The sequence below is a fragment of the Streptomyces sp. NBC_00433 genome, assembly GCA_036015235.1.
GTDB lineage: Bacteria > Actinomycetota > Actinomycetes > Streptomycetales > Streptomycetaceae > Actinacidiphila.
The window spans coordinates 2,197,890-2,224,154 of record CP107926.1 but is presented as its reverse complement, the minus strand read 5'-3'; the positions used below and the strand labels follow the sequence as shown (position 1 = coordinate 2,224,154).

At 68.0% G+C, this 26,265-nt stretch carries 16 protein-coding genes and 3 pseudogenes; 9 read left to right on the top strand and 10 right to left on the bottom strand.

The annotated features are described in order from the left end of the window. Nucleotides 1–8 precede the first annotated feature (8 nt). Complete coding sequence (locus tag OG900_09030) at nucleotides 9–4,088, top strand: CHAT domain-containing protein (GenBank protein ID WUH90231.1); 4,080 nt, start codon at nucleotides 9–11, stop codon at nucleotides 4,086–4,088. A 455-nt stretch (nucleotides 4,089–4,543) separates the two neighbouring features. Here the strand turns inward: OG900_09030 and OG900_09025 are convergent, their stop codons facing one another. Both OG900_09025 and OG900_09020 read right to left on the bottom strand, forming a co-directional pair. Next, the gene (locus tag OG900_09025) at nucleotides 4,544–5,812 is read right to left on the bottom strand and encodes a GH25 family lysozyme (GenBank protein WUH90230.1); all 1,269 of its coding nucleotides are present in this window, start codon (nucleotides 5,810–5,812) and stop codon (nucleotides 4,544–4,546) included. Nucleotides 5,813–5,935: 123 nt separating this feature from the next. After that, complete coding sequence (locus OG900_09020) at nucleotides 5,936–6,844, bottom strand: peptidoglycan-binding protein (GenBank protein WUH90229.1); 909 nt, start codon at nucleotides 6,842–6,844, stop codon at nucleotides 5,936–5,938. A 218-nt stretch (nucleotides 6,845–7,062) separates the two neighbouring features. Here OG900_09020 and OG900_09015 point away from each other — a divergent pair, with 218 nt between their 5' ends. Then, entirely contained in the window at nucleotides 7,063–10,836 is a 3,774-nt protein-coding gene (locus tag OG900_09015; GenBank protein ID WUH90228.1) for a hypothetical protein, read from the top strand. A gap of 32 nt (nucleotides 10,837–10,868) precedes the next feature. On the opposite strand, the gene OG900_09010 is transcribed toward OG900_09015, so the two are convergent. The 4 genes and pseudogenes from OG900_09010 to OG900_08995 form a co-directional block, all read right to left on the bottom strand. Further along, nucleotides 10,869–11,651, bottom strand: coding sequence for a helix-turn-helix domain-containing protein (locus OG900_09010; GenBank protein ID WUH90227.1), 783 nt, complete (start codon nucleotides 11,649–11,651; stop codon nucleotides 10,869–10,871). A 248-nt stretch (nucleotides 11,652–11,899) separates the two neighbouring features. Further along, nucleotides 11,900–12,802 (bottom strand): hypothetical protein, encoded by a 903-nt coding sequence (locus OG900_09005; GenBank protein WUH90226.1) that lies wholly within the window; start codon nucleotides 12,800–12,802, stop codon nucleotides 11,900–11,902. 166 nt (nucleotides 12,803–12,968) lie between these two features. Further along, nucleotides 12,969–13,442 carry a peptidase inhibitor family I36 protein gene (locus OG900_09000; GenBank protein WUH90225.1) on the bottom strand — a complete coding sequence of 158 codons (474 nt, stop codon included), beginning with the start codon at nucleotides 13,440–13,442 and terminating at the stop codon, nucleotides 12,969–12,971. A gap of 287 nt (nucleotides 13,443–13,729) precedes the next feature. Continuing rightward, nucleotides 13,730–14,416, bottom strand: a pseudogene (locus OG900_08995) (integrase core domain-containing protein). 69 nt (nucleotides 14,417–14,485) lie between these two features. Between OG900_08995 and OG900_08990 the strand changes: the two are divergent. The 5 genes and pseudogenes from OG900_08990 to OG900_08970 all read left to right on the top strand — a co-directional run bounded on the left by OG900_08990 (nucleotide 14,486) and on the right by OG900_08970 (nucleotide 18,219). Next, complete coding sequence (locus OG900_08990) at nucleotides 14,486–14,791, top strand: transposase (protein WUH90224.1); 306 nt, start codon at nucleotides 14,486–14,488, stop codon at nucleotides 14,789–14,791. A gap of 35 nt (nucleotides 14,792–14,826) precedes the next feature. Continuing rightward, nucleotides 14,827–15,828 (top strand): IS30 family transposase, encoded by a 1,002-nt coding sequence (locus OG900_08985; GenBank protein ID WUH90223.1) that lies wholly within the window; start codon nucleotides 14,827–14,829, stop codon nucleotides 15,826–15,828. A 41-nt stretch (nucleotides 15,829–15,869) separates the two neighbouring features. Beyond that, nucleotides 15,870–17,107, top strand: a protein-coding gene (locus OG900_08980) for an IS3 family transposase (GenBank protein WUH90222.1) whose coding sequence is annotated in 2 segments (ribosomal slippage) — nucleotides 15,870–16,193 and nucleotides 16,196–17,107 — 1,236 coding nt in all. Because the reading frame shifts where the segments join, the coding sequence is not laid out codon by codon here. Nucleotides 17,108–17,145: 38 nt separating this feature from the next. Continuing rightward, nucleotides 17,146–17,301: pseudogene (locus OG900_08975) on the top strand (IS30 family transposase). Nucleotides 17,302–17,337: 36 nt separating this feature from the next. Beyond that, nucleotides 17,338–18,219 (top strand): IS3 family transposase, encoded by an 882-nt coding sequence (locus OG900_08970; protein WUH90221.1) that lies wholly within the window; start codon nucleotides 17,338–17,340, stop codon nucleotides 18,217–18,219. Nucleotides 18,220–18,250: 31 nt separating this feature from the next. Here the strand turns inward: OG900_08970 and OG900_08965 are convergent. Both OG900_08965 and OG900_08960 read right to left on the bottom strand, forming a co-directional pair. Next, nucleotides 18,251–18,652, bottom strand: a pseudogene (locus tag OG900_08965) (integrase). A 33-nt stretch (nucleotides 18,653–18,685) separates the two neighbouring features. Then, on the bottom strand, nucleotides 18,686–21,427 hold the full coding sequence (locus tag OG900_08960; protein WUH90220.1) for an ATP-binding protein: 2,742 nt from the start codon (nucleotides 21,425–21,427) through the stop codon (nucleotides 18,686–18,688). 199 nt (nucleotides 21,428–21,626) lie between these two features. Between OG900_08960 and OG900_08955 the strand changes: the two genes are divergently transcribed. Then, nucleotides 21,627–22,253, top strand: coding sequence for a hypothetical protein (locus tag OG900_08955; GenBank protein WUH90219.1), 627 nt, complete (start codon nucleotides 21,627–21,629; stop codon nucleotides 22,251–22,253). Between the two features lie 17 nt (nucleotides 22,254–22,270). Here OG900_08955 and OG900_08950 read toward each other — a convergent pair whose 3' ends face one another. Further along, nucleotides 22,271–22,669 (bottom strand): hypothetical protein, encoded by a 399-nt coding sequence (locus OG900_08950; GenBank protein WUH90218.1) that lies wholly within the window; start codon nucleotides 22,667–22,669, stop codon nucleotides 22,271–22,273. Next, entirely contained in the window at nucleotides 22,666–23,514 is an 849-nt protein-coding gene (locus OG900_08945; GenBank protein ID WUH90217.1) for an IS5 family transposase, read from the bottom strand. The genes OG900_08950 and OG900_08945 overlap by 4 nt, the downstream gene beginning before the upstream one ends. Before the next feature lie 234 nt (nucleotides 23,515–23,748). Here OG900_08945 and OG900_08940 point away from each other — a divergent pair, with 234 nt between their 5' ends. Continuing rightward, nucleotides 23,749–25,176 (top strand): ISAs1 family transposase, encoded by a 1,428-nt coding sequence (locus OG900_08940; protein WUH90216.1) that lies wholly within the window; start codon nucleotides 23,749–23,751, stop codon nucleotides 25,174–25,176. Nucleotides 25,177–26,265: the final 1,089 nt, after the last annotated feature.

The window sequence follows — 26,265 nt, the reverse complement described above, 5'->3', positions numbered from 1 at the left end:
TAGCGCTCATGGCGACCACGGCGCAGCCCAGCGAACTACTTAACCAACGGATCGTGCGGTGGCAGCAGGGCGATCCCGAGGGTGTGCTGGCGGACGAGGCGCTGATTGAAGCCGCGCAACTGTGGTGGGTGCAGCTCCCACACGCCGGAGACGGCCAACTCAACCAGGCCCTGCACCAGCTCGCTTGGCTGCACTGGGCACGATCCACCAGCGGGCCCCAGGACGAGCGAGCGATGGAGCAGCATATCTCACTCGACTTCTTCCATGCGCTGTGGCAACGCAAGCGGACCGCGCCGCCATCGAAAATCCGGAAGCACTTCAAGGCCACGAAGCCTGCCGCGATCAACGACATCCCAGCGCATGCAAGCGGGATCCTCCGCGGCGTCGCGGTCTACACGCTCACCCGGCATCGGGACACGGGAATCCGCCTCTTCGAGCTGTCGCACTGGCCGCCGGACCTCCCCGCCAACGCGGCGCCGGTATTCCTGCAGGTCGCCATGGCGCTCAACGAGCGTCACGCCGAGACCGGCGACGCTGCGGACCTGGACGCCGTCGTCACCTACGCAGAGCGCACCCTCGAACTGGCGACCGAGGCCGACCTGCTGCGCGCGCAGCTTCTGCAGAACGTCGCCGTGCTGTACGCACACCGGTTCGCGACGACCTCAGCGATATCCGACATCGACCGCAACCTGGCGCTCATCAACGAGGCCTTAACGATCGTCACGGCTCTCGCCGCCGACCCGGCCGAACTACTCGCGAATCGCCACGCCGCGCGGTGGCATCGCTTCGTGGCCCTCCAACGCCTGGACGATCTGCGACAGGCCATAGCCGACGGCACCGCCGCAGTCGATGGACTCCCGCCGGAAAGCCCTGCACGTGCAGCGATCCAGGCGCAGGTCGCCCGCCTGTCACAGTTGCTCGTGCTGCACCCGGACAGCCCTGACCCGGCGGAGTCCGGGGCCGCGGACCACGTAATTCCCTTGCGGTCCGCCGTCGCCAGCGCGACCGGCGCCGCGCAGATGAGCCTCCAGCACGACCTCGGTCTCGCACTTGCCGCCCGCTTCACGCAGCTCCAGCGGATCGACGATCTCCAGGAAGCGATCGGCCTGTTCCGTGAAAACACCCTGGCGCGGTCCACGTCCTTTCTGGCCACCGCACTCCGACTGCGCTACGATGCGCTGGGCGACGCCACCGACCTGGACGAGTGCATCGCCCTGTACGGGCGCACTGATAGAGGCGACACCTCGGCGGTTGATCGGATCACGCTGGCCGAAGGCCTGGCCGACGCCCTCGAAGCCGACTACGAAGTCCGGCTCGACAAGGCGCGGTTGCACACGGCGGTCGACGTCAGCCGCACCGCAGTGTTCGCGGTCTGGCCAGACCCGACCGCACCGGACCCCGAGCCGGGCCTGCTGCCGATGCTGGAAATCCTGGCCCAGGGCAATCTCCACCGCCGGGTGCGCGCATGTGAACGGACTGGCGACTACGACTTCGTCATGTCTCCCGAGGCAATGACCGACGCCGCGTACCTGTGGTGGCTGGCCCATCGGCTGTCGACGCGGGATCCGGCATCACGCAGCCTGGCCAAGGCCCGTCGCGTCCTGGGCGAATTCCACATCCTGCGACACAACGCCACCGTCGACTCCGGCCGGCCCAATGAACTGGCGCAGACGCTCATGCACTGGCTGCCAGACCCCCGGTCACTGCCGGACGACCTGCCCGATCCTCTGAACCGGATGCTTGGACCGCGCGCCGAGCCGGAGGCCCAGGCCGGGTACGCCAACACCCTCATCCATCACGCCAACCAGGAACGGAACCCCGCCGCAGTGAACGCCGCGATCCTGCTCCTCAGCACGGCGATCGAGGCCACCCCCTCCGACGATCCACAATTGCCCGATCGACTCGGCTCCCTCAGCGACGCCTACCGAATCCGCGGCATCAACAACGAGAACAACAGCGACCTGGAGACCGCCACCGAGCTAGCCGCCGAAGCGGCGGCCCTCGCCCCGCCGGAGGCCGTCCAAGCACGGGAACGGCTGGCCCACGCCCGAAGCTCTCGCCTGCGCTTCGCACGGCGCAGCGCCACCCCAGACCCAGGGCGCTACAGAATCGACCGCGTAGTCCTCCTTAAGGAAACCGCAGATGGTCCCGAAGGCGCCAAAATCGCTGCAATGATGGACGCCGCCGCGCAAAAGTTCCTGCTCAGCGAAAAAGCCGAGGAGACGGCCAAAAAATGGGCCACCGACGAAATCTCCAAGCAATACCTGGAGGAGTTCCGCAGCTCCGGCCTCGCTGTCAACCTGGAACTCGCCCTGCGTGCCGCAGAAGCTGAGACCAGCCGGCATGAGGACCCCACCGCACGACGCGAACACCTGTCGCACCTCGGCAACATCCAGCTCCAGCGCTACGTGCTGACACGGGAGAAAGCCGAGCTGGTCGAGGCTGCCTGTCTGCTGGAAGAGGCGCTCGACCTCTCTCCGCGCATCGGCCCATACCGCGGGCCGCTGCTCCGTATCCTCAGCCGGATCTACGTTCAGCATTCCGAACTGACCGACGGCCAGATAGAGCGTCACTGCCAATTGGCGCTCACCACGATCACCGACGCACTGGACAACCTCACTGCGCTACGCGGCGCTGGTCGGCTCGCCCTGCATTACCAGCGCTACGACCTGGCAGTCACCTGCTACCACGAAGCCGTCGCCCTGATGCGCGTCGCTGGTATCGAGGAATTCGACCGGACCGACCGGGCTGCCCGGCTTTCCGAGATCACCGAAATGGGCAGCGAAGCGGTCACCGCACACATCCTCGCCGGCGACCCTGCCACCGCGCTGGAGGCAGCCGAGGAAGCACGTGCGGTGCTGCTGACCCTGGAACTCGACCTGCGGACCGACCTCACCAGCCTCCGCGAAGCCCGCCCCGACCTGACCGAACGCTTCGACCGCATGCGCCACAACATCACCGCGGACCAAACCGACAGCGTCCGCACCCCAGACGGGTACGTGCGGACTGCCCAGGCCTGGCAGAGCCGCACCGCCTGGACCAACCTGCTCGCCGACATCCGCGCCACCCCTGGCTACGAGACCTTCATGCGGCCCCCGGCCGCCGCCGAGCTGACCACCTTGAACCTGCCCGGCCCACTCGTGCTGATCAACACCAGCCCCTTCGGCAGCCACGCCCTCGTCATCGACCCGGCCCAAGGGGTCCGCGTGCTGCCACTAGACGGGCTGAAACACCAGGACCTCCACACGCACGCCTATGACATGCTTTCCGCCGCGGCCCCTCAGGTGACCAGCGACATCCTGGCCTGGCTGTGGGAAACAGTGGTCGGCCCGGTCCTCGAAGAAGTCGGCCCAGCCACCAGGATGTGGTGGGTGCCGACCGGCCTCCTCAGCGCATTTCCGCTCCACGCCGCCACCGCCCCGGACGGCCGGTCCGCGATCGACTTGGTCGAGTCGTCCTACGCCCCCACGATCCGGCTGCTGACCCGGGGCCTCACTCGGGCCGCCATATCTGGAAACGGCAGCGACCTGATCGTCGCCGTACGCCGCACCGCGAACGGCGCGGACCTCGCCGGAGCCGAAGCCGAAGGCCGCGCACTCCTCGACCACCACCCAGAAGCCGTCCCCCTCTTCAACGAAGCGGCGACACGCGAAAGCGTCCTGGCCGCACTCCCCCATGCGACCCGCGCCTACTTCGCCTGCCACAACGTCCGCGACGACGCCCGCCCACACCAAGGTGGACTTGGCCTCTTCGACGGCCTCCTGACCATCGACGACCTCTCTCGCCTGGACCTGCCACATGCCGAGTTCGCCCAGCTCTCGGCGTGCGCCACGGTCATGCCTACCCCTGACGCACCGGACGAACTCACCCACCTCGCTGCCGCCTTCCAACTCGTCGGTTTCCGCAGCGTTGTGGCCACCCTCTGGCCGGTCCGCGACCTCACTGCCACCGAGTTCACCCAGCTTTTCCACGCCGCGGGCGGCCACACCACGACCTGCACCGCCCTCACCTCAGCTACCCGGACCCTGCGTGACCGCCACCCAGACCACCCTGAGCTCTGGGCCTCTTACGTTCACTACGGCTTGTAGAACGAGCCTGCCTCCGGGACAGGCTGGTCCCCCAGACAGGCCAGCTCAATAGGGCCTACCGAAGCTCGTCGCCCTGGTACCGTCATCGGCCAAGCGGCAACACGCGAGAACCGTCCGCAGAACCGGTGCGGGCCGCGGTGCCGGATGTTCTGGGCGCCGAGCGCCACCAGGACCTCGCGCAACCAGACGGCCGGGTTAGTGCCGGCACGCGGCGCGGAAGCCCCCATCGAGATGAGCATGGTTTCGATGTACTGGTGGCCCGGCTCCTGGCGGCGCACCTTCTGCGCCGCCTTTCCGGAAGCGCGCGGGTTCGCAGATTCTCGGGCGGGTTATCGGCGGAACCCGCGCGCCGAACGGCTTCTGCCGGCTTTCGGTGCGCGGGTCCGGTGGTGGTGGCAGTGGTGCTGGTCGGGCGCCAACGACTGCTTTCGCACTGACGGACGCAGGTGTCGACGTCAGGAGACGAGCGCCGCCCAGGTGTTGGGGCCGACGATGCCGTCGGCGGTGTGGCCCTGGCTGGTCTGGAAGGCGATTACCGCGCTCCGCGTTGCCGGTCCGAATTCGCCGTCCACGGTGACGGGGTGGCTGTGTGCGGTCAGTTCGTCCTGCACGGCCTTTACGGCCGGTCCGCTGTCGCCCTCCTGCACGGTGATGATGAGTGCTTGCCAGGTGTTGGGGCCGACGATGCCGTCGGCGGTGAGGCTCTTGCTGGTCTGGAAGGCGATTACCGCGCTCCGCGTCGCCGGGCCGAAGTCGCCGTCGATTGTGAGGGTGGAGCCGTGGGCGTTGAGCAGGTACTGAATGGTTGTGGTGCTGTGGCCGGTGGCGCCCTGTGAGATGACGGGCCAGCCGCTGCCGGGGGGCGGCGGGGGCGGGGTGTAGGGGCCGTGGGCGAAGGTCTTGATGTCCGCGGTGGTGCCGTTGAAGATGTCCTGGTCACCGGGGAAGGTGCCGCTGTCGGCGTTCTGCCAGATGGTGTAGGTGCTCCAGCCGCCGGGGAGCGGGGTGGGCGATCCGCTGTAGTTGGCGATCCACAGGGGGTCGTGTTGGCCCGGCGTGGCGGAGTTGCCGGTACAGGTCGACCACCAGTCCCGGGTGGAGTAGACGATCGGGTAGCGGCCGGTCTTGGTGTGGTACTCGTTGCTGAAGGCGGTGATCCAGGAGACCATCGCGCTTTGGCTGAGGCCGTAGCAGGTGGCTCCGTAGGGGTTGTACTCGATGTCGAGGGCGCCGGGGAGGGTCTTGCCGTCGTCGGACCAGCCTCCGCCGTGGGCGATGAAGTAGTCGGCCTGGGCGCTGCCGCCGGCGGTGTTGGGCAGGGCGAAGTGATAGGCGCCGCGGATCAGGCCCGCCGCCGCGGATCCGTTGTACTGCTGGGAGAACTGGCTGCTGGTGTAGTCGGTGCCCTCGGTCGCCTTGACGTAGGCGAAGGACGCGCCTTTCGATGCCGCTGACGGCCAGTTGATGTTCTCCTGGAACGCGCTGACGTCCAGGCCCTTCAGCGTGCCCGTGACGTCGGGGGCCGCAGGGGCGGTGACCGACTCGTGAACGGTCCTGGCCGGCATGCGGGCGGTGAGCCCGGAGCCCATGTGGTCGGCGTCCTCGTGCCAGGGGTGGGCCGGTGCCGGGATCGCTGCCGCACGGGCTTCGGCATGAGGTAGACCGGCCGATGCGCCCAGCACGGTGAGGCCGAGTGTGACGGCGGTGGCCAGGGTTCTGTTCATCGGTGGTTCTCCGTTTCGAAGGTCGGCACAGGGTTGACCGGCGCCGCGAGGCACGTCGTGTGCCTCGCGGCGCCGGCCGGCAGGCGAGTGGAGATGTCGGTGAGGCCAGTGGTGCCGGTCGTGCTACGGCCGGACCAGCCCGTAGAAGACGGAGCTGGACAGGGAGTAGCTCTTGTCGTAGACGCCGATCTGGCTGGAGTTGCTCGGGTTGGAGGTGTTGCCCGAGATCACGTAGACGGTTGATCCGCTGACGTGGTCGACGATCCCGATGTGGTAGCGGTTGGTGGCGGTGCCGAAGATGATCATGTCGCCGGGGAGTGCCGAGTGCAGTTGGCTGGTGCCGTACCAGCGGTTGTGGCTGACGGCCCAGTCGTAGACGTTCGGCACGTACGTCATGAACGGGATGTTCTCCCCGGCGTCCCGCCACACCCAGGTGGCGAAGGCGGCGCACCAGTCCGCGCAGATGCTGTACGGCTTGCCGGGGACGCAGTTGCCGGAGTCGGCGCGGACGCCGAGCTGGCTCTTGGCCACGCTGACGATCTTGTCGCGCTGGGCGCTGCCGGTGTGGCAGCTTGTGACGAGTCGCGTGATGCCCATCGACTTCATGGTGTCCGGGCCGGCGATGCCGTCGGCGGTGAGCTGGTGCGCGCTCTGGTAGTTCTTGACGGCGGTAGTGGTGCCGCTGCCGTAGTCGCCGTCCTGGTCGGCCCCGGTCTTGCTCTGGACCGCCTTGACGACGGTTTCCAGTTCGCCGAGCGTTTGGGTGCCGATGATCCCGTCGACGCTCAGGCACCGGTCGGACTGGAAGGACTCCGCGGCTGCCTCGGTCTGCGGTCCGCTGACGCCGTCGATGGTCCCGGCGTTGTACGCCAGCCCGTTCAGGTCCGCTTGCCCCAGCCTGATATCGGCCGAATCCGCCGACGCCGCGGTAGGCCCGGCCAGCACCGCGCCGGAGACGAGTACCGCCGTAAGGGCTCCGAGTACGGCCCTTCTCGTCCGCAGTAGTGCGGAATGCTTCACATCGCTGCTCATAGTCGTGCGTCCCTCTTCCCCGGGTGACCGTCACCGCCGCGTCTGCGGTGGTGGCTCGTTTGTAAGGGACGAGACGTTGTCCGCTGTCGGCCGCTGGACGCCGGACAACACGCTCCGCACAATGAGCACTCCGCAAGGACAGGTAGGAGGCGACGGTGCCCCGAAGCGAACGGCCGTTAGACGGTGAAGACACCCATCTGGTCAAATTCGCGGCGGGCTTGAGGAAACTGAGAGACAAGGCCGGCACCCCCCCGTACCGCAAGCTCGCCCGCGCCGCGCACTACTCCTCGACCACCCTCGCCGACGCCGCCTCCGGCCGTAAGCTGCCGAGCCTGCCGGTCACCCTCGCCTACGTCCGCGCCTGCGGCGGCGACACGGCGGAATGGGAGCAGCGCTGGCACCGCCTGTCGGCCGAGCTCGCCGGCGCCGATGAGCTCCCGGACGCCGCCGAAGGGAACGATGACTGCCCCTACGCGGGGCTCAGCCCCTTCGAAGCCGCAGACGCCCACCGGTTCTTCGGACGCGAACGGCTCACCGAGGACCTGGAAGGCCGCGTCCGCGGCCACAGGTTCGTCGCGGTGTTCGGCGCCTCGGGCTCCGGGAAGTCCTCGCTCCTGCGGGCCGGCCTGATCCCGCGGGTGTCCGGTCGCGAGGCATCGTGGACCGCACTGGTCCTCACCCCTGGCCCACACCCCTTCGAGGAATGCGCGGCGCGGCTCGCCGCGCACTCCAGGTCCTCCGCCGTCGCCCTCCATGACGAGCTGCGGGCCAACCCCCGCGCCCTGCATCTGACCATCCTCCAACTGCTCGCACAGCAACCGCCGGAGGCCGAACTCCTGCTCGTGGTCGACCAGTTCGAGGAGATATTCTCCCTCTGCGCGGACGCGGACGAACGGGCCGCGTTCATCGCCTCGCTGCTCACGGCTGCCGGTGCGGCCAACAGCCGGACGCGCGTCGTCCTCGGCGTGCGGGCGGACTTCTACGGCGCCTGCTCACAGCACCCCGACCTCGTGGGCGCGCTCCAGGACTCACAACTGCTCGTCGGCCCGATGACCACGGACGAGCTGCGCCGGGCCATCACCCAGCCCGCCATCCAAGCCGAATCCACGGTTGAAGGACCCCTGCTCGCCCGGGTAGTGGCCGAGGCAACCGGGCAGGCCGGCGTCCTGCCCCTGGTCTCCCACGCGATGCGCGAGACCTGGCGGCGAAGGCGGGGCAATACCCTGACCCTGAGCGGGTATGAGTCGGCCGGCGGCATCACCCACGCCCTGGCCAACACCGCCGAAACCGCCTACGACAGCTTCACCGGGCAGCAGCAACGCCTCGCGCAAGGCATTTTCCTGCGCCTGGTGTCCCTCAACGACGGCACCGGGGATTCCAAGCGCCGCCTGGCCAGAGACAAAATCGATCCCAACGCGGAAGCCGTCATCGACGCCCTGGCCCGCGCCAGACTCGTCACCCTCGACACCGACAGCATGGAAATCACCCACGAGGCACTGCTCCAGGCATGGCCAAGACTGAGCCGCTGGATCAGCGAAGACCGGGCCGGCCTGCTCATCCAGCAACAGCTCACCGACGCCGCCACCGCGTGGGTGCGCGAACAGCGCGACACGAGCGCGCTTTACCGCGGCTCCCGACTCTCCGTCGCTCAAGAGTGGGGCCAAACGCACGCGGACGACGGACGGTTGAGCCAGCGAGAGAAGGAATTCCTGACCGCCTCCACCCGGCATCAAGGCCGGGCCGCTCGACGGCGCCGGGCAGCAGTGGCTGCGCTCTCGCTTCTGACCGTCCTCGCCGTGGCCGCTGCCGGAATCGCACTCCAGCAGCGATCGACCGCCCGGGCTGAACGCGACAGCGCAGTCTCGGGCGAAGTGCAAGCACAGGCCGACCAGTTACGCGGCACAGATCAATCGCTCGCAGCCCGCCTCGACGTCGCCGGATATCGCATCCACCCCACCAGCCTCCTTTCGACCGACCTGCTGGGCACCCAGAGCACACCGCTGTCCACCCCGCTGACCGGGCACACCGCACCCGTCTACGCGGTCGCCTTCAGCACACACGGCCACGTGATGGCCACCGCCGGCAAGGACGACACCGTCAGACTGTGGAACGTAACCGACACCACGCACCCGGCGCCGCTCGGCAACCCGATCCGCGCCCACGCCGGCGGCATCATGTGGCTGTCCTTCGGCCCCGACAGCCACACCCTCGCCGGAGCGGGCCGCGACCACACCGTGCGGCTGTGGAACCTCACCGACCCGAAGCACCCGACGGCGTTGCCCGCACTGCGCGGACACTCGGGCATCGTCTTCTCGGTGTCCTTCAGCCCGGACGGCCGCACCCTGGCCAGCGCGGGCGACGACGGCACCGTGCGGCTGTGGGACGTCACCGACCCCGCCCGCGCGAGCGAACTCGGCAAGCCCCTGCGCAGCCAGAAAGGCGCCATCGCCTCGGCGGCCTTCAGCCCGGACGGCCGCACCCTGGCCAGCGCCGGCCACGACCACACCATCCAGCTGTGGAACGTCACCGACCCCGCGAACCCGAAGCACTGGGGTCCGCCGCTGCACGGCCATACGGACACCGTCTACGCGGTCGCCTTCAGCAAGGACGGCCATGTCATGGCGAGCGCCGGGAACGACTTCAGCCTGCGGCTGTGGAACGTCTCCGACCCGGCGAAACCAGTTAGCCTGGGCGCGGTCTCTGGCGCCGCGACCAACACGATCTACGCAGTGGCCTTCAGCCCTGACGGGAAGGTCGTGGCCACCGCGGGCGCGGATCAGACGGTCCGCCTGTGGAACGTCACCGACCCCTCGGCCCCGATCGCGCTGTGCCCACCCCTCACCGGCCACACCGGATACATCTGGTGGCTCGCCTTCACCCCAGACGGAAACTCCCTGGCCAGCGTCAGCGCCGACAACACCACCCGCCTGTGGGACCTGCCCCGAACCATGCTGCCCACCCCCAGCTACGAGAACACCGTCGCCTTCAACCCCAACGGCCGCGTCCTAGCGGCCGGCGCCACCGACGGGGCGATCCGGCTGTGGAACACCGCCGACCCCAGCACCCCCACCCCCCTCGGCACCCCGCTGCTCGGCAACACCAACGCCGTGAACAAGCTCGCCTTCAACCGTGACGGCCACCTCCTGGCCAGCGCCGGCCGCGACGGCACCATACGTCTATGGGACCTCACCGACCCAGCCCACGCGCGCGAGCTCAGCAAGCGGACCACCGACCCGAGCCACGCCGCAGTCACCACGGTCGCCTTCAGCCCCAACGGCCGCATCCTGGCCAGCGCCGGCTACGACCACAAGGTTCGGCTGTGGGACGTCACCGACCCCACCCGCCTCCACGAGATCGGCACCCCGATCACCGCGCACACCGACACCGTACGAGCGCTGGCCTTCAGCCCCGACGGCCACACCCTCGCCAGCGCCGGCGCCGACGACACCACCCGCCTGTGGAACGTCACCGACCCCACCCGCCCCCGGCCGTGGTGCCCGCCCCTGGCCGCCCAGACAGGCGGCGTGGGATCACTGGCCTTCAGCCCGGACAGCCGCACACTTGCCACCGCCAACGACGACCACACCGTGCGCCTGTGGAACGTCAGCGACCCCCGCCGTCCCGCCGCCCTGGCCGCGCCGCTGACCGGACACACCAGCTTCGTCCTGTCCGTAGCGTTCAGCCACGATGGCCGAACCCTCGTCAGCAGCGGAGGCGACAGCACCATCCGTCTCTGGAACGTCGCCGACCCGACTGCACCCATCACCCGGGGCGGCCCGATCAGCGGCCACACCGGGCCCATCGACCAGGCGGTACTCAGCCCTGACGGCCGAACCCTGGCCAGTGCCGGTGACGACCACACCGTCCTCCTCCAGGCGACCGGCACCGACGACGCCGTCCGCCGCATCTGCGCCGCGACGGCCGGCACCCTCACCCATAAGGCCTGGGACCAGTACATCTCGGCCCTGACCTACCGGAAGGCCTGCCGTTAAGGCAGGCAGCGAGGCGGAGCCCGGTCCATGACTCAGAGGAGAACGAGGTGCTTTCTGCGCCATTCTCCGGGGGGAAGGCCATACATCTGCCTGAAGGCACGGGAGAACACCGCATCACAGCTGAAGCCCCAGCGGGATCCGATCCTGCCGGCGCTCACCTCGGACATCGCCGGATCGGACAGGTCGGCCTGGGAACGCCTTAGCCGCTGCTCGAGGATATAGCGGCTGACGGTCCGGTTATCTCGCCTAAACAGGTACTGCAGGGTACGCACGGAGATGTTGTGCGCCAGCGCGATCTCCGAAGAGGACAATGCGGGATTGTCCAGGTGCAGGGCGATGTACGCGGTCACCCGCTCCACGAGCGAGTCGTGGCGCGCAACTCGCGCAACCGGCGCACGAGGAACCGAAAGACTCGCAAGGAACTCGGCGGCCAGGTTGATGGCAGCCGATCCGAGCCGCTCGGTAGCAGCGGCCTCCAGGGTCGGTGCGACGTCCGCGACCCCCTCGAGGAAACGGGCGAGAAGCGCAGCCGGCCCCGCGGCGGACGGCACCGGGTGGCAGGCCAGCCGGACCAGCGCCTCGTGGGGGATCGGCAGGGCGTGCGCTGGCAGGCGCATGACCGTCGCGCACGTCGGGTCGCAGGCGGCCTTCGAGACAGTCACCAGCCGAGCCGGGTTCCACAGGACCAGGTCCCCGGAGTGCAGGCGCGTACAGCCCTGCTCGTGCCGCACCAGCAGGGGCGCTCCCGACACCAGTGTCAGCGGCCAAGTGGCCGATCCGCTGATCGCCTCCCGCGCGGCGAACGCCGCCGACACGCGGTACCGCAGTATCGCGACCCGTACCCCCGCGCCGAGAGCGACTTCGGCGTCCTCCCGTGACCGGCTCCGTAATCCGTTGACCATTTTCCGACCCCCGTGGCTGCGCAGCGGCACTTCCGCCCTGCCGTTCTACGGTCGGGCTCCATGTCAGGGGTCGGGGCGAAGAGGTCGGACAACAGGCTCGGGACAATGCGAACGGGCGGACGAGGCGGGCGACAGGTCGGCGAGGTAGTGCCCCGGCGCGGCTATCTTCCAAGGTGCGCCTGGATGGCCGCGCCCGTCGCGTCGCGCTCGCGCTTCACTTTCTCCAGGTCGGCGCGGTGCCGCGCGATGTCCCGGACCTGGTACGCGGACTCCACTGCAAACCACACCTGGACCAGGCCGGTCCGCTGCTTGCAGGCGACGTCTGTCATCGCCTGGGCGATTTCGGCGCGGTCGGGTCCCGCGTCGCGGAGTGTATGCAGGCCGGTCGGAGCCTCGAGCGGATTGCTCGGGAGGTGGTAGCCGTGGCCGCGCATACAGGAGTTCCAGGCGGCGAAGACACGAGTCACCCGCGGATCGGCGGCGGATGCGGCGAAACTGTCCGACTTGATCGCGGCGACTATCTGCCCGGGCGCCGTTCCCGGCCCCTGCGGGCTCGCCATCTCGGGGAACAGGTCCTCACTCTCCGCGGAGCAACCGCCCGCAGGAAGGGCCTTCCCGCGGAAGCGGGTGACCACCTCCCCGGTGCGCGGGTCGGTACCACCGAAGACGGTGCTCTGGGCGTCGGTCAACGGGGCCGAGGCCTGCGGTGCCGCCGACGAGGGCGCGGGATGAGCGAGGTGGTAGCCCCACACCGCCGCGGTCGAAGGCGTGGTGATGCCGTACCGGCGGTTCATCACAGCGAACTCTTGCCCAGCGTCCTTGCCCGCCGGCGGCGGTCCCGCGTCGGGGTAGTCGAGCCCGAACCGAGCCATGCAGGTGCTCAGCACCCGGTCCTGCTCCCATCCGATCCGCGCACTTTGCAGTGGCGTCAGCATGTAAGCCTCGATGGGCAGATGAAGCGATGACGCCGGGACACCCTCGGGGACAGCGGCCAGGGTGGGGAACGGCCCGGGAGGAGTGCCGTTCGTGCACGCAGTGAGGACGCCGGTCGCCAGCAGGGCCACAACTGCGAGGCCTCCGATGAATGATGCAGCAGTCATGAGAACCTTCGGTAGATCGGAACTGTGACGTGTTTCTTCGGGGCGCGACTCATGTGCGGACGCGGAGGGCCAGGGGTGTGCGGCACCCCTGGCCCGGACCGCGTCGCGGCGGCGTGACCGCCGACGCTTGCTAAGCCGACTGGCAACCGCTGCGGCTTCCGTCGTCCTCGGCGAAGGACTGCTCACGGTTGCGCAGGAGCGGACCGAAGTTCCCGCCCTTGTGCGGGCTCAGCCAGTCCGAATCACCCGAGTAGTAGGCGTCCCAGATGGCGACGTTGCAACCGGTGTTGTTGTCGGCCGAGGCCGCGTTGTCCTTCACGACCTGGCCGACCCCAGCTCCCGAACCGCCGAAGGTGAACCCCGACAGGTCACCCTCCTGCAGGTACTTGGTCCCGTACCGTCCCCCGGTGCCCCCGGGGGAGTAGAACAGGCATATCTTGAAGTAGGTCGGGCACGAACTGGCGCTGACGGTCCACGCGGAGATGTTCGCGCTCTGCGACGCACTGGCCGGGCCCGCGAAGCCCCCCATGGCGAGCGCGGCACCCGCGGTGAGCACCGCGGACCGGCTCAGCAGTTTCTTCCCGAACCCGGGAGTAATGTTCATGTGAATTCCACTCCGTTCCGTGGGAACGCGGCGTTTAGGTGCGCCGAGTTCTGCTAAAAAGCCCAGAGGGCGATGACCGGGTGCGCTCCACGACGGCTGTCGGGTGCCCTATGCAAGGACGTGCGCCGGGATCCCCCGAGGTCTCGACCCCTGCCACAACAATGCCGACCGTTCCCGCGGCCGTCTTTGCCCGCTGACGAAACACCTTTGACGTAGCGCGAACTGAAGCGTGCGCGTTCGCCGAGATCGTGCAGATCTTGTAGGGCTCGAAAAGTCATCGCTGCAGCTCAAGCCACGTACTGGTACTGGTTGATGACTCCGCCGAGGATGCGCGTCTGTAGGAGCTTGCCCGGCGTACCCACGGACCGGTCCGGCTGCTGGTGCGCGGCTTCGGGTGGCCGTTGGTCTCGTGATCGGTGCGGTCGGTGGGCGTTGTAGTGGTGCTGGTACTCGGCAAGTACGCGTCGGGCGTGGGCCTCGTTCATGACCAGAACGTGGTCGAGCACCTCTCGGCGGATCGTGTCGATGACGCGCTCGCGATGGGCGTTCATCCGCGGCGCTCGGGGTGTGCTGAGCAGCACGTCGATGCCTTCGGCCTCGAAGACGGCGTCGGAGGGTTCGGTGTACTTGCTGTCGTGATCGCGCAGCACGATTCGGACCGACCCGGCACGGGTGCCGAGGTCGGCGGTGAGGTTGCGGGCCTGCTGGACCGCTCACTTGGCGGTCGGGTGCGCGGTCACGCCGGTGATGTGCAGCTTGCGCGTGCCGTGTTCCAGGAACGCCAGCGCATACAGCCGCTTGCCGGTGATCGTGTCGATGTGGAGGAAGTCCGCCGCGACGATCCCCTCGGCCTGGACGGTCAGGAATTCCCGCCGGCTCGGGCCGGTGCGACGCGGGGCCGGGTCGACGCCAGCCGCGTGCAGGATCTGCCAGACCGTGGACGGCGCGATCGAATGCCCCAACCTGGCCAGTTCACTGAAGCTTCCCCGTGGATCTGGACACCTGGAGACTGGGACGTGAGGTTCCAGAGGAAGTAGAGCCAGGTGAGCAATAAAGCAGGGAAGCGGTACTCGGAGGAGTTCAAGCAGGACGCCGTGGCGTTGGCCCGATCCTCCAGCAAGACGGTCACGGAGGTGGCCCGGGACCTGGGGGTTAGCCCGGAGGGTTTGCGGGCTTGGGTCAAGCAGGACCAAGTCGACCGGGGTGAAGGCAGTCCGGGCGAGCTGACCAGTGCCGAGCACGAGGAGTTGCGTCGCCTTCGCCGGCAGAACGTCGAACAGCAGAAGACGATCGAGGTCCTGAAAAAAGCGACCTTAGATTCAACCGGTCGGAGCAACAGTGCTGGTTGAGGACGGTATACGTGGCGAGACTGGGTCGGCCGGGGATGTCGGACGAGATGAAGGCCGACTTGTGGCGGCGGTGGAGAGCTGGGGAGTCGATCAGTGTTATCTCACGGCAGATCGGCAAGCCGCCCGGCTCGGTGTTCACCGTCCTCAAGCACCACGGAGGGATCGCTCCAGCGCCCCGCAAGGCGCGGGCCGGAAGCCTGACCGTGGGCGAGCGGGAGGATATCTCGCGCGGACTGTGCGCCGGTGAGTCCTACCGGACAATCGCCGGCTTCCTGGGGCGTGCGGTGTCGACGATCAGCCGTGAAGTGAACAAGAACGGTGGACGCGACGTCTACCGGGCGATCGCTGCGCAGGAACGAGCACTTGACCGCGCCCGGCGCCCGAAGCAGTGCCTCCTCGCTCGCAGACCCGAGTTGAGGCAGGCGGTTCTGACCCTGCTGAAGGAGGAGTGGTCGCCGGAGCAGATCACCGGGCACCTGCGTCTCCGTCACAGTGACGACGCTGGGATGCGGATCAGCCACGAGACGATTTATCGGTCGGTCTACACGACCCGATGGAAGGTGGTCCCGCGTGAGCTGTGCAAACGCCTGCGAACTGGTCGCCCGATCCGGAAGAACAAGCGCCATACAGTGAAGGGACAGTGGCGCTCGCAGATCACCGATGCCCGGCCGATCGAGGAGCGGCCCGAGACTGCGGAGGACCGGAGCGAGTTCGGGCACTTGGAAGGCGATCTGGTGATCGGCTCGAACAACAGCCAGGTCGCGACGCTGGTCGACCGGAAGTCACGGTTTCTTACGGTCGTCAAACTCGCCAGCCGTCACACCACCGTGGTCGTTCCCGCGCTCGCCGAGACCTACGCACGCATGGACCCCCGGCTACGCGGCACTCTGACCTGGGACCGCGGCATGGAACTGGCTGCCCACAAGCGGTTCACCGCCGGCACCGGCGTCGACGTGTTCTTCGCAGCCCCACGGAGCCCCTGGCAACGCGGCACCAACGAGAACACGGGTCCTCCCCCTGAGTGGTGGACACGCTGATACTGGATCTGCTTGATCCGGAGGAAGCGAGAAGACCGCCGATGGCGATGAAGGACTACTCGGACGAGTTCAGGGCCGATGCCGTGGCCCTGTACGAGTCCACACCCGGGGCGATCTACAAGAGCATCGCCGCTGACCTGGGGATCAACAGGGCGACCCTGCGGGAGTGGGTGCTGCGGGACCGCGAACGCCGTGGCATCACCGCCGCGGCTGCGAAGCCGGGCGCCCAGCCCCGGGAGGCCGTGCCGTCCGCTGATCCGCACGAGCGGGTCCGACAGCTGGAGGCCCGGGTGGCCGAGTTGGAGGCAAGTGAGCGCAAGCTCGCCACCGAGCGGGACATCCTCCGCAAGGCGGCCAAGTATTTCGCCGGAGAGACGAACTGGTGAGGAGCCGCTTCCAGTTCGTTGACGACCATCGCAACACCTACGAGGTGAAGCGGCTCTGCCAGGTCCTGGACGTGAACCGGTCCAGCTACTACAAGTGGCTCGCCGGCGCCGAGGCCCGGGCCACCCGGCAGCGGGAGGACCGGGTCCTGGCCGAGGAGATCCGTCAGATCCACGGCGAGTCCGGCGGCGCCTACGGCTCCCCGCGAATCACGGCCGAGCTCCGCGAGAAAGGGCGGCGGGTCAACGAAAAGAGGATCGCCCGGGTCATGCGAACGTTCTCCATCACCGGCATCCGCCTGCGCAGACGCGTGCGCACCACCGTCCCGGACCCGGCAGCCTCACCGGTCCCAGACCTGTTCCAGCGGGACTTCACCGCCACCGAGCCGGGTCGCAAATACATGGGCGACATCACGTATCTCCCGCTCGCAGGCGGGGAGTTCCTCTATCTCGCGACCGTGCTGGACTGCTTCAGCCGCAAGGTCGTCGGCTGGTCCATCGCCGACCACATGCGCACCGGCCTGGTCACCGACGCACTGCGGATGGCAGCCTCGACCCGCGGCCGCCTGGACGGCGCAGTGTTCCACTGCGACCACGGAGCGCAATACGGATCCCGGGCCTACGCCGGCCTCTGCGACCAACTCGGGGTCACCCGCTCGATGGGCGCGATCGGCACCAGCGCCGACAACGCGGCCTGCGAAAGCTTCCACGCCTCCCTCAAACGCGAGACCCTCCAGGGCGCCACCGACTACGGCGACTCCGACACCTGCCGCAGAACCGTCTTCGCCTGGCTGACCCGCTACAACACCCGCCGCCGGCACTCCGCCAACGGCCACCTCAGCCCCAACGAATACGAACACCGACACCACACCGCTAAACTCACACTCGCCGCGTGATCAATAACCGCGTGCCCACCTTCACGGGGGAAGGCCCCACCAACAAGCTGCTCCGGCAGTACCTACCAAAAGGCACCAACCTGTCGACCTTCAGCCAGGACGACCTTGACGCCATCGCGACCAAGCTGAACAACCGTCCGCGCAAGTGCCTCGGATTCCGCACACCAGCCGAGAGTGTTGCCTTGACCGGTTGAATCTAAGACGGCCTTCTTCGCGCGGGAGAGCGACCGGTGAGCGGGGTCTACCGGTTCATCGCGGCGGAGAAGGCCTCCTACCCGGTCTCCTTGCTGTGCCGCGTACTCGGTGTTCCCCGCTCCTCCTTCTACGCCTGGGCCGGAGGCGAACAGGCCCGGCGTGCGCGCCTGCGTGCCGACGATGCGCTCGTGCACGAGATCACCGTGGTCCACCTGGCCTCCAGGGGCGCCTACGGCGTCCCGCGCGTCCACGCCGAGCTGCGGCGGCTGGGCCACGGCGTGAACCGCAAGCGTGTCGAGCGGCTGATGCGCGAACGCGGCATCGCCGGGATCACCCGCGGCCACCGCCGGTCGCTGACCCGCCCGGACAAACAGGCCCGGCCCGCACCGGACCTCATCGGCCGCGACTTCACCGCGGCCCGGCCCGGAACCCGCCTGGTCGGAGACATCACCTACCTGCCTACCGAGCAGGGCTGGCTCTACCTGGCCTGCTGGCTGGACCTGGCCACCCGCGAGGTCGTCGGCTGGTCGATGGCCGACCACCACCGCGCTGACCTGGTCGTCGACGCCCTGCACATGGCCCATGGACGCGGCCGCCTGGAGCCCGGTTGCATTGCGCACAGCGACCGCGGCAGCGAATACACCTCCACCCAATTCCGCAGCGAGATAGCCAGGTTGGGCATGAGAGCGAGCACCGGACGCACCGGCTCGTGCTACGACAACGCCGCAGCCGAGAGCTTCTGGGCAGTCCTGAAGGCCGAGATCGGTATCCGGACCTGGCCCGACCGGGCAACCGCCCGCACCGAGGTCTTCTCCTTCATCGAGACTTTCTACAACCGGCGCCGACTACGCAAACACCCCAACTGGGGCTACCTGACCCCGCACGAGACCCGACAGCGGCACACCATCGCCGCATAAGAACGAGTGTCCGAGATCACGGGGAAACTTCATCACCCTGGATCCGCCGGTGACCCCGCCGCGGGTTCTCCTGCGCCGGACGCAGCACCAGCTTCTTGAGCGCGGCCGCCGTCGGTGGGCGGCCGGTGCGCCGACGTCGGTCGGAGTAGTCCCACCGTTTCGCGATCAGCCTGCGGTGCCAGGCCAACAGCGTCCCCGGGGTGACCGGGAACACCCGCCCCCAGTCGCACCGCGGTATCAGCGACGACAGCGCGGCCAGCCAGAACCGGTCCGCGGGCTCGTAACGGACCGGACCAGCGAGTTGCCGTCGCAGCACCGCGTTCTCATGCCGCAGCACCAGCAGTTCGGCGTCCTTGGCCGTGTTGCGGCGCAGCAGGACGCCCGGCACGGATAGCAACGCACGGGTGATCCGATACACCGTCGAGATGATCACCCGCGTAGCATCCCAGCCGCCAGCGAACGCCTCTCACGCGGGCCCCACCTGCAGCGATGACTTTACGAGCCCCACAGGATTGGCGATCTCTTCGATGAGCCGGCTCTGGTGCCGGATGTCGTCATTCTCGCTGGGGGTGAGGTCGTACTGGGCGAGGGCATCCATCTCCGCACGGGCACTAGGTACGTCGCCCGCGAGAGCCAGAACAAAGGCACGCTGCGAACGAATCCCGACGATCATGTCCAGGAGGTTGTTCTCCTGGGCCGCGCGCAGCAGTGAGTCGAGCTGTCTCAGCGCCCCGGCGGGATTGGTCCGGCATTCCACGTCTGCGAGGTCCTGCCCCGAGTCGATGGCCGACCGCGTGGCGCCGGAGGCGTTGTAGAGCTTAAACGCCCATAGTGCCCAGGGTTCGAAGTCCATTCTGTCGAGTTTGCGCGCGACTTTGACCAGGAGGCCGAAGCAGTCGGCGAGCCTCTTGAAGTCGTCTGGTGTGTCGTGGCTGACGCATCGCTCGTGGAGCATCTCGACCGGCAGCAGGATGTCGGGAGGTGTCAGCCCGAGGTGGTCCATGTAGGTGTCGATGAGTCCCGCAGCGAGTTTGCCCGCCTCCAGGTGTTCTCCCGCCTCCCACAAAGCACCGGCGTACTCGTAGCGCAATCCCCGGTCGAACCGGGAGGGAGAAGGCGTCTGGGCGTGTGCTTCGGCGAAGGCACGGCGAAGTTGTGTGAGGGCTCCCGCTGGGCCGTAGAGACGGAACTGTCGGGAGGCGACGAGCACGGCCTCTCGCGGACCGAAGTCCGGGTGTCCGGCTCGACGAATCGTCTCCATCGCGTGGACATGTGAGGCTAGCCCCTCCATGTCTCGTTCATTGAACGCCCATGCGGCCAGCGCGTTGTGAGCGTCGAGCCGCAGTGCGGGATCCGAGGCCGGATCACGCGCCGTGTCAGCGAGGTCGGCGCGCACCTCACGGGGGTAGTCACGCTCGAAGAACCCCTCCTCCTCGGTGAGGGCGATCAGGACCCCGATCTGTCCCGTTGATCCCAGCAGTCGCATCCAGCGGGAACGTCGCGCGGGATCCCAGTCACCCTCCACAATCTGGCACAAGGTCCGCTGCACCCGGTCGGCCGTCTCCTCGTTGAGACCTTCAAGCACCTGCGGGGCGACAGCTCGTGCGGCGTCATGAAGCTTCAGGTGACCGTCCCCGAACGACTGCGTCAGCCCGGGGCCAACAAGCTCTCGAAGAGCACGGCCGTTGACCGACCGGCTCGCCATCCCCATGTCCGCAGCCAACAGCTGCAGCTCGTCCTGCTTCAGTGGGACCTCGGCCAGGGCGAGGAGGCCGGCCAGTGCCGTAGCCGTCTCGCCGAGACCTGCGAAGGCCCGCTCGAGGATGCGCTCCTGAGCAGTGGGCATTGCGTGCGTCCCCTCCTCGAACGCGTCGCAGAACTCGGCCACGTCGGCGCCGTACTGGCTGCGGGCGAGCACGGCGGCCTGACCGACGTACAAGGGCAGACCGCCGGTGAGCGTGATGACGCGCTGCGCCGTGGCGTAGTCGGTCCGGCAGCCTTCAGCCACGAAGACCTCAACCACGGTGTCGACACTCCATCCAGGCAGCACCTGCGGGGCGATTCCGAGATGAATCTCAAGAACGGGCTGGTCAGGCCAGGGGTGCGCCAACAAGACCAACTGTGCAGTGGGCAGCGCGGCAATGAGCGCGCGGAGTCCGCCGACGGGAACGCGGTGGGCGTTGTCGAGGACGACAGCGACGATGGTCCCCGTTTCTTCCAGCCGCCGGTGGACCGCTCGCAGGACATCCAGGCTCGACCCGTAGGGCAGCTCCGTTCCCGCCGGACCGCTGAGGTGCCTGGCCGCGAGTTCCCGGGCCAGCGACTCGGCGAGAGCATCGGCCGACACGCCATCTGCCACATCGCAGTACGTCACGGGCAGCGAGCACCGCTTAGCCGCATCCGCTGCCCAAGTGGTCTTCCCTGCGCCTGAGTACCCGACCACCAGCCGCACCGGCTGTTCGCCGACCAGCTCGGGATCGGTCTTCTGGGGCCGGTAGGTATCGGGGGTCTCCGGAAACGCCTGCAGCTCCTGCACGAACTGCTCGAACAACTGGGCAAGGTCCGCTGCTGCGAAGCCCTGACCGAGCGCGCCCGTGGACGCGTACTGCACCCGGGCCGCCAGCTTCTCCACCAGCGTCCGCGGTTTGAGTGAGGCGAATCGGACATTGCTGGCCTCGGCCGTACACCACTGCATCATCGCCTCGAGGTCGGGCGCCGGCGTCGGCAGCCAAGCCTCAGTCGCCGAAGGTCTGCCCGGGTACAGCAGATGAACGTCGCCGGGCCAGTCCGCGGCGACTGTCCTGTCCAGCAGGTCAGGTCCAGGCTGGGCATTGGTGATCACGATCAGCGAGGGACTGCCACCGCGCCGGTCTGCATCATGCTCGGCCCGAACTCCACGGTACTGATCGAGCGCGTCGCGGATATCGCTCCAGACCAGGACGCCGCTCTTGCGCGTTTTGACCTGGAGATACAGGCGGCGGCTCGGGAGCACCACCTCCAGGTCCTCGTCGCGCTCCACCAGCAAGCTCTCAGCGCCCGCGTCCCGCAGTCGAAGCAGGCAGCCAACAGCGTAGAGATTCTGATACGTGAACCCGCGATGGGTGGCCCGGATCCGCAACTGCTGCGCGGTGTCCAGCGGCGGCTCCCCGATGAATTCCTGTGTTGCATGATGATCATCACCTTGCGGTACGGCTCCGCTCACACCCATGACGCAATGCTCTCAGAGGGCGGTTCGTGAGGTGATGTCCATTTCCGGGTGAGGCTGGGCCGGGTGCTTTGCTTGGCATGTTGCGCGCGGGGAACGATGGCGCGTGGTCGCCTGGCCCTGCTCGACGGGTTCGCCTTGTCGGTGGTGCTGCATAGGGTGCGCCCCGACGATCAATTGCTTGTGGGTGAGGGGCGAGGGTATGCGCGACGGGATTCAGTGGCTGGTCGATCTGGAGCACTGGATGTCCAGTGTGGTGTTCGCACACGGAATATCCGGGCACGAACTGGCCGTGCGCATGGGAGGCGACCGGGACGGAGCGACCGAGCCCATCACCGACGCCGAAGCGTGGGACCTCGGGCAGTGGTACCGACCGGGCGAGGATGGCGATGGTGTCGTACGGGTCGGAGAGCATGGAGGCTGGTCGTTCGCCCTGGAGTACGGAGACTCGACCGGTGGGGACCGTCTGCCAGAGATCTCCCGAGAAGGCGTCGAAGCCGTCCGCTACGTGCCGATACAAGAGCACCCGCCAGCCACAGTCTTTTACGCTCGGGACGGCGTGGAACTGTGTGGGTTCGGGCTGGGCGAGGAAGTGTGGCGCTGGGGTCGGGAGCCTGACCTGCTGCTTCCCGAACTCGTCAGTGGGCGCGTGCTGCAGTCCGACGGGAAAACACTCATCGCCGCCGAAGGCGAGCACTACACAGATACCTACCGGCGCACCCTTGGCATCATCGAGCGGCGGTTCGACCTCTCGCTCTCCCCGGCCTACCTGAAGGAAGCCCGCCTGCCGGCGTATGCAGTTCGCGGCACCCCGGACATGCACATCTGAGCGATCGCAGTGGCCGGCTACTGCTTCGTGGTGAAGCTGCCGGTGTCGACCTCGGTGAGAATCCCGAGTTTGACCAGGCGTTTCAGCTTGGCCCGGGTGCCTTCGACGTTCTTCGGCAGCAGTTCGTGGCCGAGGGCTTCGCAGACGTCCTTGGCTCGTAGTGGCCGGGGCGTGTGGTTGAAGGCGGCGAGGATGCGGGGGTAGTCCGGGTGGTCGGGCAGGTCCGGCGCGACGACCGGGAGCCGGTCGGCAAGGCCGGTGACGGTCTTGCGGGTGATCGTGAGGTGCTCCAGGTGCCTCTCGGTCTCCCGTAGCTGGGTTTGCAGGTTGTCGATCTGCGCGCGGAGGTCGTCGGCCAGGGTCCGGGCGGCGTCTTCCTGGAGGTCCAGGGCATCGAGCAGGGGCTGGATGTTCACGCTGCTGCCTCCTGCACCGTGCGCCAGGTGGGGGTGTTCGCGCCGGTGAGGCGTCGGCTCATGACGTGGGTCATCGCCCAGTAGACGCGGGAGGCGGAAGAGGAGGGACGGTGCTCGTAGTCACGGACCAGGCGCCGGTGCAGTATCAGGATCCCGTAGGTCTGCTCGACCCTCCACCGCTTCGGTTGCGGCACGAACCCCTTGTCCTGCGGGTTGCGTGCCACGATCTCGACGTCGATGCCCAGGCCGGCGCCGTGCTCGACGGCCTTGTTCTTGAAGCCCTGGTCGACGAGGGCTTTGCGGGCGGTTCCGCCAGCGTGCTCGGCGACCTGGTCCAGCAGGATGATGCCTGCGGCGTTGTCGTGCGTGTTCGCGGCGAGGACGACGACCGCGATGACCAGGCCGAGTACGTCCACGGCCAGGCCGCGCTTGCGGCCGGGCACCCTCTTGGCCGGATCGTGGCCGGTCGTGGCGGCGGGGACCCCGGCAGCCGCATGGAGACTCTGGGTGTCCAGCACCACCAGGGTCAGGTCCTCTAATCGCTGGGCGCGTTCGCGGACCTGGCAGCGCAGGAGTTCATGGATGATCTGGTCGGTTCCGTCGTTCCGCCAGGCGGCGAAGTAGTAGTAGGTCGCGCTCTTGGGCGGCAGGTCGTGCGGGATGTACGCCCACTGACAGTCGGCCCGCCCCTGGTAGAGGATCGCGTTGACGATCTCCCGCATCTCGTAGGCGCCCTGGTAGCCGCTGTCCGAGCGGTGCCGGTCCTTCCACGCGGTGATCACCGGCTCGATCAACGACCACTGCCCGTCCGATAAGTCACTCGGGTACGGCTTGCGTTCACTCACCCGATCACATCACCAGATGAACCACCGCGGGCCGGCGGATTCTGCCCACAACCCACACCATCAGGCGACCACAGGTCTATCCAAAAGCTCACGAACCGCCCACTGAGACCGAAGATCGTCCTGGAGTCGCGTCCGCGTGCCCTCTGCCTGATCACCGTCGTCGCGCGCCAATGCGAGGACGCCACCGACCCACGCCCATCCGTCGAGCCGCGCGAGCTGGCCTCACTGTCAAACGTGCTGGCCGCCGTGCCCGATCCGCGCCGGGTGCGCGGGCGCCGCTACCAGATCGGCGCGCTGCTGGCCCTGTGTCTGACGGCGGTGCTCGACGGAGCCCACTCCCTCGCGCAGATCGCCCGATACGCCGCCGACGCCGACTCGCAGGTCCGCGCCGGACTCGGCCTTGACCGCGCCGCACCCAACGCCTCCACGCTCGGCAGACTGCCGGCCCGCATCGACGGAGACGCTCTGGACGACGCGGTCGGCGCCTGGCTCGCTCGCCACGCCGCCGATCCCGTCGAGGACGACGAAGCCCTGACCGGGCTGGCCGTGGACGGCAAGGCCGTGCGCGGTTCGCGCACCGACAGCAAGACGGCAGTCCACCTGCTGGCCGCTGCCCTACACGGCAGCCAGACCGTCATCGCCCAATGCCAAGTGGCCGCCATGAGCAACGAAATCCCGGCCATGACCCCGCTGCTGGCCCGCTTTGACCTGCGCGGTGTGGTCGTCACCGCCGACTCGATGCACACCCAGCGCAAGACCGCGAAGAAGATCGTCGCCGCTGGCGGGCACTACCTCCTGGTCGGCAAGGGCAACCAGAAGGGACTGCGCCGGCAACTGCGCGCCCTGCCCTGGCAGCAGCTGCCGCTGCTGGACCGCACCCGCACCGCCGGGCACGGACGGCGCGAGGTCCGGCGGCTGAAAGTGTGCACCGTCGAAGCCGGGCTACTGTTCCCGCGCGCCTTCCAGGCCATCGAGATCAAGCGACGCCGCGTCAGCACCAAGACTGGCGAGGTCCAGACGAAGACGGTCTACGCCGTCACCAGCCTCACCCCCGGCCAGGCGGACCCCGGCCGCCTGGCCGAACTCGTCCAGGGCCACTGGTCCGTGGAAGCCCTGCACCACGTGACAGATGTGACCTTCGTCGAGGACGCCTCCAAGGTCCAGACCGGCAACGCTCCCCGCGCCATGGCCACACTGCGCAAACTCGCCATCGGCCTGATGCGCCAGGCCGGCTGGACCAACATCGCCGCCGCAACCGACCGCTACCGGTCACGCCACCACCCTCCTCAAGATCATCTGCTGAGAACGCATCAGCCCTGCGCGCGTCAGCAGGCGCGTCAGCTTCTCCTCCGGCGACTCCTTGTAGAAGGGGTCGTCCAGGGCGAGGTAGGGGCCCAGGATCTGCCCAGGATCACGCGGCTGTGCCGGGGCGCGGTTGATCTCCTTGCCGAGGGCAAGGGAGACCCGCGCGGCGTCGGCGAGTGCTCAAGGGCCGTATACGCCGAAACCTTCGTGCTCGCCCAGATCGCGGGGGTACGGGAGCTGCGCGCTCGTGGAGGCGATGAGCCCTACGAGCGAACTCTGCGAATGGCGCAGAATGCGCCGGACGTACTGGGAATCCGGGACAGAGGATGCGGGGACGGACTGTGCCATAACAGATGATTCTCCCGGTCGGCGGGGCCGCCGCGCACCCGATCTCCCTGGACCGGCCGCGGAACGGCGCGCAAGGGTGCAAGTGCGGCGCCGACCCGGAGCTCGGCGTCGTTCACCCGGTGGCAGCAGGCCCAGTGCCGGGGCCTGGTCGGCCTCGTGGGCCGTGCCGGTCCTTCTGATCGCGGCGTCGAGCCGTTCGCCGGGTACGGCGAAGAGGCCACCGGTCGGGCGAACCGGCTTACTCCCGCTCGCGCATTGTTCGGGCCCGTCCATCCGCTCCACCCGCTCGTCCGAAACCTCGGAGCCCCGCCGACTCCGACCTGCTGGAGCTCCACGGCATGCGAGCGGGCCGTGCCGTCCCGCTCGTTGTACGCCGCCAGCACCCCGGCGTGTACTCCGCCAACTCCGTTGAGCCTGCTGCGGTTCGGGCAGGAAACACCCCCCACGAGCAATGCGCGAATCGTCTATTTGCGAGCCTATTGGTCTCAATCCCCAGTGCTCTGCGAAAACGCGATCTTGTTGGCGTGCCACGCTGCCCGGCCCGGTGTCCACCGCAACAACGTCCTGGCTTGCAAAAGGCGGCCTGAAATATGGACCTGTCCGAATCGTCCGCTGATTGGCATCTCCTCGCCTCGATTCATACTACTGCCAAGCGTAATGGTTCGCGATGCATCAGTTCGCTCACGGCAGATACTCTCCTCGGCAAATGAGTGGATTATTATCGTGAGCGTATGTCAAGCTATAGCCTTCCTTCGCTGCTCAAGAAAAGGGTGTTCTCCAATCGCCTGTCTGGATATCTCCCCGCCGGAGGGGGTGGCGTGGGAGGGCCGCGCGGCACGGTCGACCCGTAAGCCCTCTGTCGAGGGAGTCGAGGTGCGGAACGGGACCACGATGGTCCGTGCTCCCCGTGGGCCGGTGCGCTGCGCTGTATAGCCCAGAAAATGCCGTCAGGCAAAACGTGTTTTCCGAGGAGCATGGTGATGTCCGCGCGGGTTGGTTGGCAGTGGGTGGGGTCAGTGAACCTGGTCCCGAGGGCCACTGCCAAGCCGTCCGCCGTACCGGCTCCTGAACGACCCACGAACCGTTGAGATGCGGAAC